Annotated in this window: 13 protein-coding genes; 10 read left to right on the forward strand and 3 right to left on the reverse strand. The window is 71.4% G+C overall.

Annotated elements, in window-relative coordinates; all coding sequences use genetic code 11:
* Positions 1 to 73: 73 nt before the first annotated feature.
* From tgmA to ACFYTE_RS21970, 4 genes are read left to right on the forward strand one after another with little or no spacing between them, the layout of a single operon-like run.
* A complete protein-coding gene (gene tgmA / locus ACFYTE_RS21955) occupies positions 74 to 370 on the forward strand; it encodes a putative ATP-grasp-modified RiPP (RefSeq protein ID WP_388712812.1) in 297 nt (98 codons plus the stop codon).
* A 3-nt stretch (positions 371 to 373) separates the two neighbouring features.
* Positions 374 to 1,339, forward strand: coding sequence for an ATP-grasp ribosomal peptide maturase (tgmB, locus tag ACFYTE_RS21960; protein ID WP_388712815.1), 966 nt, complete (start codon positions 374 to 376; stop codon positions 1,337 to 1,339).
* Positions 1,339 to 2,517 (forward strand): methyltransferase domain-containing protein, encoded by a 1,179-nt coding sequence (locus ACFYTE_RS21965; RefSeq protein ID WP_388712817.1) that lies wholly within the window; start codon positions 1,339 to 1,341, stop codon positions 2,515 to 2,517. Before tgmB ends, ACFYTE_RS21965 begins: the two co-directional genes overlap by 1 nt.
* Entirely contained in the window at positions 2,510 to 2,821 is a 312-nt protein-coding gene (locus tag ACFYTE_RS21970) for a DUF6087 family protein (RefSeq protein ID WP_388712820.1), read from the forward strand. Before ACFYTE_RS21965 ends, ACFYTE_RS21970 begins: the two co-directional genes overlap by 8 nt.
* A gap of 183 nt (positions 2,822 to 3,004) precedes the next feature.
* On the opposite strand, the gene ACFYTE_RS21975 is transcribed toward ACFYTE_RS21970, so the two are convergent.
* The gene (locus ACFYTE_RS21975; protein WP_388712823.1) at positions 3,005 to 3,130 is read right to left on the reverse strand and encodes a hypothetical protein; all 126 of its coding nucleotides are present in this window, start codon (positions 3,128 to 3,130) and stop codon (positions 3,005 to 3,007) included.
* A 66-nt stretch (positions 3,131 to 3,196) separates the two neighbouring features.
* Positions 3,197 to 3,757, reverse strand: a complete 561-nt coding sequence (locus ACFYTE_RS21980) for a GNAT family N-acetyltransferase (RefSeq protein ID WP_388712825.1) — start codon at positions 3,755 to 3,757, stop codon at positions 3,197 to 3,199.
* Between the two features lie 225 nt (positions 3,758 to 3,982).
* On the opposite strand from ACFYTE_RS21980, the gene ACFYTE_RS21985 reads away from it, so the two are divergent.
* From ACFYTE_RS21985 to ACFYTE_RS22005, 5 genes are all read left to right on the forward strand, one after another.
* On the forward strand, positions 3,983 to 5,227 hold the full coding sequence (locus ACFYTE_RS21985) for a helix-turn-helix domain-containing protein (protein WP_388712828.1): 1,245 nt from the start codon (positions 3,983 to 3,985) through the stop codon (positions 5,225 to 5,227).
* Between the two features lie 133 nt (positions 5,228 to 5,360).
* Positions 5,361 to 6,059 (forward strand): hypothetical protein, encoded by a 699-nt coding sequence (locus ACFYTE_RS21990; protein WP_388712830.1) that lies wholly within the window; start codon positions 5,361 to 5,363, stop codon positions 6,057 to 6,059.
* 113 nt (positions 6,060 to 6,172) lie between these two features.
* Entirely contained in the window at positions 6,173 to 6,406 is a 234-nt protein-coding gene (locus tag ACFYTE_RS21995; protein ID WP_388712833.1) for a hypothetical protein, read from the forward strand.
* A 554-nt stretch (positions 6,407 to 6,960) separates the two neighbouring features.
* Positions 6,961 to 8,616 carry a M4 family metallopeptidase gene (locus tag ACFYTE_RS22000; RefSeq protein ID WP_388712836.1) on the forward strand — a complete coding sequence of 552 codons (1,656 nt, stop codon included), beginning with the start codon at positions 6,961 to 6,963 and terminating at the stop codon, positions 8,614 to 8,616.
* A 73-nt stretch (positions 8,617 to 8,689) separates the two neighbouring features.
* Positions 8,690 to 9,205: a DUF1990 domain-containing protein gene (locus ACFYTE_RS22005; RefSeq protein ID WP_388712839.1), complete on the forward strand. Its 516-nt coding sequence runs from the start codon at positions 8,690 to 8,692 to the stop codon at positions 9,203 to 9,205.
* 98 nt (positions 9,206 to 9,303) lie between these two features.
* Here the strand turns inward: ACFYTE_RS22005 and ACFYTE_RS22010 are convergent, their stop codons facing one another.
* A complete protein-coding gene (locus tag ACFYTE_RS22010; RefSeq protein ID WP_388712841.1) occupies positions 9,304 to 11,922 on the reverse strand; it encodes a glycosyltransferase family 1 protein in 2,619 nt (872 codons plus the stop codon).
* 454 nt (positions 11,923 to 12,376) lie between these two features.
* Between ACFYTE_RS22010 and ACFYTE_RS22015 the strand changes: the two genes are divergently transcribed.
* Positions 12,377 to 12,711 (forward strand): maltotransferase domain-containing protein (locus tag ACFYTE_RS22015; protein WP_388712844.1); only part of this gene is annotated, 335 nt, incomplete at its 3' end.

Consider the following 12,711-nt stretch of genomic DNA (forward strand, 5'->3'; position numbering starts at 1 on the left):
CTGGGGCGGGTCGCCTCGTTGCTCCAGCCACCCCGGCCGGTCCCCGTAATCAATTGACCGAAGGAGAGAGCCTTTGACCACCACCATGGACCATGCGCGAGAAGCGTTTCCGCTCGCCGACGGCAGGCTGCCACTCAGCACGGAAGCCCCGTCGGGGCCGGACACGCGCCCCTGGGTCCTACGGTTCGCCCGTACCCCGGGCGCGACCGGAGCCGTCACCGTACCGGCTGCCGTCTACGATCCTGCCCGTCAGGTCAACGTGTCCTATGACGGAGGCCTGTTGACGTGCATGGCCAACACCCACGCCCCGACCGTGCCGGACGGTTCGATGACGAACCCGCCGCCGCTGGACGAGGGGCCGAAGGACTGACCCATGTCCCTGCCTGTCCTGGTGATCGCGGCCAACGACGACTGGCCGACTGATCGCGTGGTGACCGAGCTGACCGGCCGAGGCATCGAGGTGTTCCGCATGGACACCGCGGATTTCCCTCAGCGGCTTTCGCTGACAGGCCGGATCGACCCGGCGCACGGATGGGCGGGCGAACTGGCCACCGCTCACCGAACGGTGGACCTGTCCCGGGTAGGTGCGGTGTACTACCGCGCCCCCGGAGCGTTCCAGTTCCCCGACGGCATGACCGAGCCCGAGGAGCGGTTCGCCGCGGCCCAGGCCCGCGCCGGCCTCGGCGGGGTCCTGTTCGCACTGGGCTGCCGGTGGGTCAACCATCCAACGTTCATGGCCCGTGCCGAGTACAAGCCGGTCCAGCTCGACGCCGCCCGCGCCTGCGGGCTGTATATCCCGCCCACGCTGATCACGAACCGGCGGGATGCGGTACGGGAGTTCGCCGCCGCCGTTCCCGGCCCGCTGATCTGCAAGCCCGTGGCGTCCCCCGTGCTGATCGAAGACAGCCGACTCAAAACCGTCTACACCCGCCGCCTCACCCCGGCGGATCTCACCGACCTGCGCGGCATCGAGACCACCGCCCACCTCTTCCAGGCGTGGATCGACAAGAGCCACGAAGTGCGCCTGACGGTCGTGGGCTCTCGCATGTTCGCCACCGAGGTACACGCCGGCAGCGACGCCGCCCGTGAGGACTGGCGATCCGACTACGGTTCCCTCACCTACACCACCACGACGGTTCCCGCCGAGGTGGGCGCCGGAATGCTCCTCCTGATGGATCAGCTCCATCTCGCCTACGGGGCCGCTGACTTCGTCGTTGACCCCTTGGGACGGTGGTGGTTCCTTGAGGTGAATCCCTGCGGGCAATGGGACTGGGTCCAGGGCGCGACCGGGCAGCCGATCGCCGCGGCTATCGCCGACGAACTGCAAGGCGTCACCTGATGGACTGGAAGCAGCGCGCCGCCGCGCTCGCCCGCACGGCGGCGCATCCAGGCTCCCCGTGGTACGGGCCGGTCATGGCCACGCCCCGTCATCTGCGCGTGCCCCGCTGGTTCACCGCCGGCCCGGAGGGCTGGACGCCCGCCGACGGCGCCGCAGACGAGTCGGCGTGGGCGAGCGCGGCGTACGCGGACCAGACCCTCATCACCCAGGTCGGCACCGTGCACGCCGACCGTGCGGCAGACGGCGAGACAGTGATCGGACTGCCCACCTCGTCCAGCACCCTGCCGAGTCTCGTGGTCAGCATGCTCACACACGGGCGGCTGAGCGAGGGCCAGGCGTTACTGGATGTCGCCACCGGCTCGGGCTACAGCGCCGCGCTGGCTTCCGCTCGGCTCGGGGACGGCTTCGTGACCACCGTGGACGTCGACCCCTACCTGACCGAGGCCGCCGCCGAACGGCTCGACGTCATCGGCCACCACCCGAGACTGCTCACCCAGGACGCCACCGGGCATCTTCCCGGCGAGTACGACCGGATCGTGTCCATGGTGTCCGTGCCCCGCGTCCCCGCCCCGTGGCTGCGCGCGCTGCGGCCAGGCGGACGCCTGGTGACCACACTGGCCGGAACCGGGCTGATCCTGACCGCCGACAAGACGGAGGACGGCGGCGCCACCGGCCGGATCGAATGGGACCGGGCTGCGTTCATGGAGACCCGCACGGGCGCCGACTATCCGCCGCTGCTCGACGAACTGTTCAAGCAGGTCCGTGACCAGGACGGCGACATGGTCACCGACTCCCCGTTCCCGGTGCTCAACGTCATGCAGGCGTGGGAGGTGTGGTCGATGCTCTCCCTCACCGCACCCGGCATCGAGCACCGCATCGGCACCGACGACGACGGCAACCCGGTGGCGTGGATGCTGCACCCGGACGGCTCCTGGGCACGCGCCGAGACAAAACTCGCCAGCCGTGCCGCGATCGTCCACCAGGGTGGCCCCCGCCGTCTGTACGACATGCTCGACGCCGTCCGGTGGCGGTGGCTCGAACACGGCGAACTGCCTGTGTACGGGGCCCGGGTGACCATCGCACCGGACGGTGCGACCACCCTGACCGGCGGCGGTATCGGCGGCAGGCCGGGCGCGGGCAGACTGGCAGGACGAGGAGAGAGGGAAGCCCGTGGATGAGGAGCCGTTGGAGGAGTGGGCCGCGCGGAGGGACGCCCGTCGGCCGAAGCCCGGTGACCGCAAGGCCGTTCCCCTCGGCGACGGTCCGGAGCGCGGCGGGCACGTCGAACCGGACGCCCCACGCGGGATGGTGGAGTGGAACGGCCACCAGTGGACCCCGAGCGGTGTGGCCGACGACCACGCCACGGCTGCGCAGGAAACCGACCAACAGGACGAGGCGGAGCGCGTCCCCCTGCCACACTTCAGCCGCCTGCCCGCCGCCCCGGAGCCATGGCGGCCCACCGAAGTCTTCCACCGGCCCTGACCCCCAAGCTGTCCGCCCAGTAGTCCTCCGGGCGGAGTCGTGGCAGCCCTCCCGGCCAGTGATCGTGGGCCCGGGCCGGGCACGTCCTTTGTACGGCGGGCTTACGCGGGCCGAGCGGGCCGAGGCGGGAAGGAAGCCGCGGGTCGGAAAACGCCGCAGGTCAGAGGCGGCGCCTCCACTGGATCACGTCCGGTTCCGGGCAGATCCCGACGGCGGTTCCGCGTACACCTCTTCGTACGCGGGCAGGAACGCGTCCAGTTGCCGTGCGGCGGCGTCCGCCTCGTGGCATTGGTAGGTCACCGTGCTCATCAGGCGGCACCAGGTCGGCGTATTCGGCCAGGCGGTCAGCGGCGTCCCGGGCGCCGACGGCGTCGATCAGGGCGTTTGCGTGCGGGTGACCCACTCGTCCGCGAGCATGGCGTGTACGACGGAGTCGCGCCACTGTCCGGCTTTGAGGATGTGACCGCGGATGGTGCCCTCCTCGACCATGCCCGCGGCCGCCATCGTCTTCGCTGAGGCTTCGTTGAGCGGGGAACGGGCGCCCCAGATGCGGTGCAGTTCGAGTGTTTCGAACCCGAGCCCGAGGAGGAGGCGAACGGTTTCGAGACCGTGGCCGACGCCCCAGGCGTCGGGGCGCAGCGCGAAGCCGAAGGTGGCTGCGCGCTGCTGGTGGGGGTCCATGGCGATCCGGCCGAACCCGATCACGTCGTCTGTGTCCCGCTTGACGACGGCGAGCGCGTACTCGCTGCGCGGGTCCGCCGTCGCGGCGGCGATGGACCGGGTCACGATCTGGGCGACCTGGTCGCGGGTGCGCGGCTCGAACGACAGGTGCTCCGTTGCCTCAGGGCTGCCGTAGACGGCGAGCACCATGTCCACGTCCTCGACGGCGAGTTCGCGGAGGGCGAGGCGAGTGCTGGAACGAGCGACCGGGTGCATGGCGCGGACTCTACCGCCGGGGCAGCGCGGGCCGGCTCGCCGGGAAGGACTCGATCTCCGCGCGGAGATCTCGGGCGACGACCGCCGTCCGCGCGGGACCGGCCATCAGCGCCCGCCGGACCCGCAACGCGGAGACGACGATCCCGTTGTTGCGGCGCCCCGGGCGGCTCGGGGGCGCGGTTCGGAGTAGCGTTTTGAGTGCCTAGGCCAGAACGGAGCACCCGTATGCCCCTCAGCAGTGACGAGCACATCGGTACCCGCGTTCGTATCGCCCGTAATGCCGCCGGTTTGACTCAAGTTGAGCTAGCGGACTTCCTCGACCGCTCGACCGATTGGGTCGCCGGCGTCGAGAACGGGCGTCTAGCACTCGACCGATTCAGCGTCATCACCGCGATTGCCGAGCGGTGTGACGTTGACGTGGTCTGGCTCCTCGGCCAGCCCTACCGCCTCCAGCGCAACGGCGGATCCCTCGCGCACGCCCACATTCCGGCTCTGCGCACCGGCCTGCGCCGGAGCGGGCTCATCCTCTCGGGGCACCCGGGCCTGAGCCCCACCGGGGCGCCGGTCGACCTGGCCACGTTGAGCCGCCGGTCACAGCAGGCCAACTCCGCACGCCAAGCGGCGAACCTTCCGAAGGTGGCCACCCTTCTCCCGTCCCTGGTCGAGGACTTGAACACCGCGCTCCTCGTCATCGACGGCTCTGAACGGGAGGACGCCCTCCGGCTCCTGGTGGACGCAGCCCGCACGGCGCGCATGTGCCTCAACCAGCTCGGCTACCCGGACTTGGCGTGGTCCGCGGCGGAGGTCGCGGCCGGCTCGGCGACTCAGCTCGGCGACCCGGTCACGAAAGCTGCCGTCGCATGGGACCGGTGCGGGGCGCTGCTCCATCAGGCCACGCTCAGAGAGGCGGTCGCCGTCGCTGACGCAGCGCTCCGGGACCTGGAGCCGTACGCGAGCGCCCGGGGCGCCGACGAGCGGGCCGTGTCCCTGCGGGGCGCGCTGCACCTGCGGGCGGCGATCGGCCACGCCCGCGGCGGGCGGGCCGGGGACGCGTGGGCGCGCATTGATGCCGCGCTGGAGGACGCCGACCGGCTCGGTGACGGCTGGTACGACTTGGAGGCTCAAACGGTGTTCGGGCGGGGCACGGTGGCCGTCCACGCAGCTGAGGCCGGAGTCGAGGTCGACCAGCCTGAGACGGGGCTCAAGCGGGTACCGAGGGCGAACGTCGACGCCGTACCGAGCAAGGAGCGCAAGACACATTTCGCGATCGACAAGGCTCGCGCACTGCACCGGATGGGGCGCAGCGCCTCCGCGGTCGTGAAGTTGCGCGAGGCCGCCGGGCAGGCGCCGTACTACGTCTACGCCGACCCGATGGCCCGCGCCCTGGTCTCCGACCTCGCCCGGGTCGGGGTGCCCTCGCAGGCATCCGCCCTGTCCGGGCTCATCCGGAACATGGAACTCGTCAGCTAGCCCGAACGGGCGTACAGGGGCGCTCAGTTGTACCGGAGCGCCCCTGAAGAATTCTCAGGGTCGGCCCCTTGGCGGCGCGCAAACCTGGAGTGGTCACTGCTCGTACCGATGTGATCACCTGGGGGTATCGGCAATGGAGCCGATCAATACCCGAAACCCGGCCGCAGCGGCGAGGGCGTACCTCGCGCTGGAGTGGCCCCTTGCGCCCGGCCACCGGCACCGGCCCAAGCAGGGCTGTACGTGCGGCCGGACCGACTGCCCGATCCCGGGCGCGCACCCTGGCCCGGGCGCCGGCAGTCTGGACGAGACATCCCTGACGGCCGCGCTGGAGTCCGCACCCGGAGCCGGACTCATTGCCCACACCCAGCGGTTCGACGCCGTCCTTGTCCCTCGACAGGTCGGCATGGCCGCCATGGTCCTCCTCGACCGCGGCACTCCGGTCCCATGCCTGATCGTGGGACCTGACACCTACGTCCTGCTGGTCCTCCCGGCGACCGGGCGCTATGCCGCGGTGGACGAGGCGGTCGAGATGGGTACCGGCCGAGACGGCTGGATCGCCCTCCGGCCGAGCCGGGGCGTGCGGTGGGACAACCCTCCGTGGATCGAGGGCACTACCGAGCCGCGGAAACTGATCAACGGCGACCAGATCCGCCACACCCTCGCCGGGTGCTTCGCCGTCGTCCGGACGGGTCACTGCGGTGACCTTCCGGCTCCTCATGCCGCCGGTCGAGGAGGCCGCCGCTGCATGGCTGCTCACCTGCGCGATATGGGGGAGGGGCTCCTGGAGCCCTACCTCGCTTCAGTTGAGGCGGCCCGGGAGGAGCGGCGGTGATGCGCATGAGGCCGGACAGCCCGAAGGGTCAGTTCTTCTACGCGCTGGTCCTTGCCGCCCTCATAGGTGCCCTCGTAGCCGGCATAGGCCGCTGACCCCGTGACCGGCTCCCTGTGCCGCGGGACCCGCCGTCGGTCAACTGGCGCACGGACGGCAAAACCAAGAAGGACAGGGCCGCCCAGCTCGCCGCGAAGGTCGGCGCGCTGCACCTGGCGAAGGTCGCTCAGAACCCCGAGTGGGGGCGGGGCCATCCCGAGGCCCGGTTGGCCTCGGGGAACGGTTCGCATACCGAACATGAACATCCGGTCAACGAACCAATTCCGGCCAAACTTTTGACGCAGTCCTGACAGGTGACGCGATCTCCTGCCACTCTTCCCACGACCGACTCACCGCATTCCACGGCGCCACTCCCGGCACCCGAGCCGGCCCCGCACCTGGTTCCGCGTCACACCCCGTTCTGCCCGGAGGACCGACCCGGCCTCCGGACCACCTGGCCGCACACGACCGCGGCCACGCAGAAGGAGTCAGCGTTGAGAAGCAGTTCACCGTCCGGACGCGCCTCACCGGAATCGGCCGTCGAAGCCCGGCAGTCGAGGGCCGGGGCCCCTGCCCGCGCGACGTCGGCGGACCGGGCGGCCGGAGGCTGACATCCGCGTGGACCACACGCGACCACGGCGGGAACGGCACGCCACCCTCGGGACCCGATCCCAGGGGCCACCCGGCTCTCCCTCTCCACACCGTTTCCCGGACAGCCGGTTTTCGGCCAACATCACACCGCGGTCCTGACATGCACACGTCCATGGTGTCACCCTTCCTTCACCCGCCGCAGCACAGCAAGTTCACCACTCCCTCCGGCCAGTGCCCCCGCACTGCCCGGACTCCCCCACATGAAGGAGCTTGAGTGAGCCCCCGCTACGCGCGTCAAAAGCGCACCACCCTGGCCATCGCCACCGCTGTCGCAGCCGGCGCCCTGCTCGCCACCGGCCTGACCACTAGCGCCTCCGCGCAGAGCCCGGCCAAGGCCGCCGCCGCGAAGCCGCTCGCCGCAGCCCCGGCCACCCTGTCGGCCGCGGCCCGCGGCGAACTGATCCAGCAGGCGCAGACCGACGCCGCCGACACCGCCCGCACGATAGGTCTCGGCGCCAAGGAGAAGCTGGTCGTCAAGGACGTCGTGAAGGACGTCGACGGCAGCGTCCACACCCGCTATGAGCGCACCTACGCGGGCCTGCCCGTGCTCGGCGGCGACCTGATCGTGCACTCCTCCGAGTCCGGCCGGACCGAGGGCGTCACCAAGGCCACGAAGCACGCCATCGAGGTGGCCTCGCTCACGCCGCGCATCGACTCGGCCAAGGCCGAGAAGCAGGCGCTGACCGCCGCCGAGGCGGCCGGCTCGGCCAGGACCGAGGCCGACGGCGCGCGCAAGGTGATCTGGGCCGGCTCCGGCGAGCCCGTCCTCGCCTACGAGACGGTCGTCGGCGGCTTCCAGGACGACGGCACCCCGAACGAGCTGCACGTCATCACCGACGCGGCCACCGGCGAGAAGCTCTACGAGTACCAGGGCATCGAGACCGGCACCGGCAAGACCCTGTACTCCGGCACGGTCACCCTGACCAGCACGCTGTCGGGGTCGACGTACCAGCTGTACGACACCACGCGCGGCGGCCACAAGACGTACAACCTGGCCCGCGGGACCTCCGGCACCGGCACCCTGTTCACCGACGCCGACGACGTCTGGGGCACCGGCGCCGCCTCCAGCTCCACCACGGACCAGACGGCCGCCGCCGACGCCGCCTACGGCGCCCAGGCCACCTGGGACTTCTACAAGAGCACCTTCGGCCGCAATGGCATCAAGAACAACGGCCAGGCCGCCTACTCGCGCGTCCACTACGGCAACGCCTACGTCAACGCCTTCTGGTCCGACAGCTGCTTCTGCATGACCTACGGCGACGGCTCCGGCAACACCCACCCGCTGACCTCGCTGGACGTGGCCGGCCACGAGATGAGCCACGGCGTCACCTCCAACACCGCGGGCCTCAACTACTCGGGCGAGTCCGGCGGTCTGAACGAGGCCACCTCCGACATCTTCGGCACCGGCGTCGAGTTCTACACGAACAACGCCTCCGACGTCGGCGACTACCTCATCGGCGAGAAGATCGACATCAACGGCGACGGCACCCCGCTGCGCTACATGGACAAGCCCAGCAAGGACGGCGCCTCCGCCGACTACTGGTCCGCCGGCGTGGGCGGCAAGGACGTGCACTACTCGTCCGGTGTCGCCAACCACTTCTTCTACCTGCTGTCGGAGGGCAGCGGCGCGAAGACGATCAACGGGGTGGCCTACAACTCCCCGACGTCCAATGGCTCCACGGTCACCGGCATCGGCCGGGCCAAGGCGCTGCAGATCTGGTACAAGGCGCTGACCACGTACATGACATCCACGACCAACTACAAGGCCGCCCGCACGGCGACCCTGAACGCGGCGACCGCCCTGTACGGCTCCGGCAGCGCCGAGTACAACGCCGTTGCCGCCGCCTGGACCGCGGTCAACGTCACCTGATCCGAGGAAAGAAGCGACAGGGCGGCCCCCCGGGAGGAAGGCATTCCGGGGGGCCGCCCTACCCTTGGGTGTCATGTCTTCGGCAGACTTCACCTATGAGCCGGTCGGCGCGACCCGCGAGGACCTGACCGCCTGCCCGCCCGGCTTCCACGCCCTGCATGTGCGCACGCGCATCGGCGAGGGCGAGCAGGTGTTCCGCCGGGCCGCCGAGATGGTCCTCACCTGGGAGATGCACCGCGCACTGGGCGTGGGCATCGACGCCGGCGCCGACCGCGCGGCCCCCGGCGTCGACGTCACGGTCACCCTGGCCGGCCTGGTCAGGGCCCCCTGCCGCATCGTGTGGACGGTGACGGAACCCCGCAGGGCCGGCTGGGCGTACGGCACCCTGGAGGGCCATCCGGAGTGCGGCGAGGAGGCCTTCGTGGTCGACCGCACCGGAGACGGCACGGTCTGGCTGACCGTCGCGGCCTTCAGCCGCCCCCGCTCCTGGTACGCCCGAGCAGGCGGCCCAGCAACCAGAGCCCTCCAACACGCCTACGCCCGCCGCTGCGGAACAGTACTGCGAAAGCTGTCAGGCGAGAACACCTGACCGCGCCCCATAGGGGCGCGGGGAACTGCGCGACAGGCCACGACACACCCGCAGCCGAACGACAAGCGCCCGGCCCCAGCCGAGCCAAGCCAAGCCATTCAGCGCAACAGCACTCCCGCCCCCGCAAAAACATCCTCCGTCGGCACCGCCACCAACCCCAACTCCACCCCCGAGGCCAACAACCGATGCGCGGGCAGCACACGCACGGTGTAGCCGTAGGGCCCGGTGCGATCCAGGGCCAGCGGCCCCTCGTACACCCACCGTCCCCCCAGATCCGCCCCGCCCGTGGCCTTCAGCGGCACCGCCGTCGCATCGGAGATGCGGTCCTCCGGGTCGACCCGGCCGGAGACGGCCTGCACCTCGACGTCGTCGGGCCCGAGGCCGCCGAGACCGACGACCACCCTGAGGCCGAGGGTGGCCCCCAGTTCCGCGGTCGCGGTCGAAGCCGTCGACTCCACGTGGTCGACGCTGACGCCGTGCCAGGCCGCCCGCACCCGGGCCTTCCAGGCGGCGAGTTCGCGGGCCGCGTCCGCGGTCAGCGCGCGATGCGCACGCGCGGCGGGCGCGTAGAGCCGTTCGACGTACTCGCGGACCATGCGGCCGGCCGGCACCTTCGGCCCGAGGAGGGTCAGGGTCTGGCGGACCATCTCGATCCAGCGGTCGGGCAGTCCGCTGCGGCCCCGCTCGTAGAAGCGCGGGGTCACTCGCTGTTCCAGCAGGTCGTAGAGGGCGGCGGCCTCGATGTCGTCGCGCCGCTCGGGGTCCGTGCCCGCCCCGTCCGCGGTCGGGACGGCCCAGCCGAAGTCCGGCTGGAACCATTCGTCCCACCAGCCGTCCAGCACCGACAGGTTGAGACAGCCGTTGAGGGCCGCCTTCATCCCGGAGGTGCCGCAGGCCTCCAGCGGGCGCAGCGGGTTGTTCAGCCAGATGTCGCAGCCCGGGTAGAGCTTCTGCGCCATCGCCATGCCGTAGTCCGGCAGGAACACGATGCGGTGGCGCACGCGCGGGTCGTCGGCGAACCGGACCAGTTCCTGCACCAGCCGCTTGCCGCCGTCGTCCGCGGGGTGCGCCTTGCCCGCGACCACGATCTGGACGGGCCGCTCGGGGTGCAGCAGGAGATCCATCAGCCGGTCCCGGTCGCGCAGCATCAGGGTGAGGCGCTTGTACGACGGGACCCGCCGCGCGAAGCCGATGGTGAGCACGTCGGGGTCCAGGACGCCGTCGATCCAGCCCAGTTCGGCGGTGCCGGCGCCGCGCTGCCGCCAGGAGGCGCGCAGCCGCTCCCGTACCTCCGCCACCAACTGCTCGCGCAGTTCCCGGCGCAGTTCCCAGAGGTCCTGGTCGGGTACGCCCGCGAACCGGTCCCAGCGTTCCGCGCCGTCGTCGGCGGGCGTGTCCTCGGCGCGCTGTGCCCCGACGTCCCGGGTGCCGAGCCGCAGCACCTGCGGGGCGACCCAGGTAGGGGCGTGCACCCCGTTGGTGACGGAGGTGATCGGCACCTCATCGGGGTCGAATCCCGGCCACAGCCCGGAGAACATCTCGCGGCTGACCCTGCCGTGCAGCAGGGAGACGCCGTTGGCGCGCTGGGCCAGGCGCAGGCCCATCACGGCCATGTTGAACAGGTTCGGCTCGCCGCCCGGGTAGGTCTCCATCCCCAGGTGCAGGATCCGCTCGACGTCGATGCCGGGGAGTTCGGCGTCGGGGCCGAAGTGGCGGGCGACCAGTTCCCGGTCGAAGCGGTCGATGCCGGCCGGGACCGGGGTGTGGGTGGTGAACACGGTCCCGGCCCGCACGGCCTCCAGGGCCGCGTCGAAGTCCTGTCCGCCCGCGCAGAGTTCGGCGATCCGTTCCAGGCCGAGGAAGCCCGCGTGCCCCTCGTTGGTGTGGAAGACCTCGGGTCCGGGGTGGCCGGTCAGCCGGCCGTACGTCCGTACCGCCCGCACCCCTCCTATGCCGAGGAGCATCTCCTGCAACAGCCGGTGTTCGCCGCCGCCGCCGTACAGCCGGTCGGTCACGCCGCGTTCGCCGTGGTCGTTCTCCTCGACGTCCGAGTCGAGCATCAGCAGCGGCACCCGGCCCACCTGCGCGAGCCAGATGCGGGCGCGCAGCCGTCGGCCGCCGGGCAGCGCGAGCGAGACCTGGGCCGGGCTGCCGTCCTGCTCCTTGAGCAGCGTCAGCGGCAGTTCGTCGGGGTCGAGGACGGGATAGTGCTCCTGCTGCCAGCCGTCCCGTGACAGGGTCTGCCGGAAGTAGCCGTGCCGGTAGAGCAGTCCGACGCCGATCAGGGGTACGCCCAGGTCGCTGGCCGCCTTCAGATGGTCGCCGGCGAGGATGCCGAGGCCGCCGGAGTACTGGGGCAGGGCGGCGGTGATGCCGAACTCGGGCGAGAAGTAGGCGATGGCGGAGGGCAGTCCGGCGGGCTGTGCCTGGTACCAGCGCCCCCTGCTGAGGTAGTCGTCGAGGTCGTCGGCGACGGCGGTGAGCCGGCGCAGGAAGCGGCGGTCCTCGGCCAGCTCGGCCAGGCGCGCGGGGCGCACGCTGCCCAGCAGCCGTACCGGGTCACCGTCCGAGGAGGCCCAGCGGCCGGGGTCGACGGACTGGAAGAGGTCGCGTGTTTCCGCGTGCCAGGACCAGCGCAGGTTGCGCGCCAGATCGCTCAGCGGGTTCAGGGGCTCGGGGAGAACGGGACGGACGGTGAACCGACGGATCGCCTTCACATTCCACCTCGGCGCGGTTGCTCTGGGAGGCGCACGGCGACGTGCGTCTCGTCGTCTGTGACGACGGTACCGGTGTCGGCCCGGGGCCCGCCGGGGCATCGCCGGGCAACCCCGAACGGATGCCGGACGGATCCAGGACCGATCCCGGACCGGGACGGAACCGGCCATTTCCGCGCCGGTGCGCGCAGGGGTCGTACGGTGTGCGGCCGGGCCCGCCGGGCGGACTCCCGCAGGTACCGGCGCACCGGTGCCGGCAAAACCGTTCCCACCGGGCGAGGCCGGTCTTGTGCGCGGCCATACGCGCGAGTAGTTAACGAAGTCCCGGATTGCTCACCCGAATAGGGTGGGAAGGCTCCTCCGGTACGTCCCTCAGGCGCATCACGGCCACCCCGCAGGACCCACCTCCCCACACCCATCCGCCCACACACCCACGTTGACGCGGACAGGAGCGGTCATGCCCGCCAGGCACCCCTCGTCACCACCCCCGACAAGCAGCAGGAACGGCACGACGGCCGGGCCGCCGGAGCGGACGGCCGACGCCGTGGCGCCGGCGGGCCGCGGCGCCGCCCGGCCGCCCTGCCGGGAGCGGTCCCCGGCGAGCGGGGACACCGCCGTCGGCCGCATACCGGTCCTCGATGTCCGCCCGGTGGTCCTGGGCGGACGCCGGCCCGCCAAGGCGGTCGTCGGAGAGACGTTCGAGGTGTCCGCGACCGTGTTCCGCGAGGGGCACGACGCGGTGGCCGCCCATGTGGTGCTGTGCGATCCCGAGGGCCGGCCCGGCCCCTGGAC

The organism is Streptomyces sp. NPDC004629, from assembly GCF_042873595.1.
Taxonomy (GTDB): Bacteria; Actinomycetota; Actinomycetes; order Streptomycetales; family Streptomycetaceae; genus Streptomyces.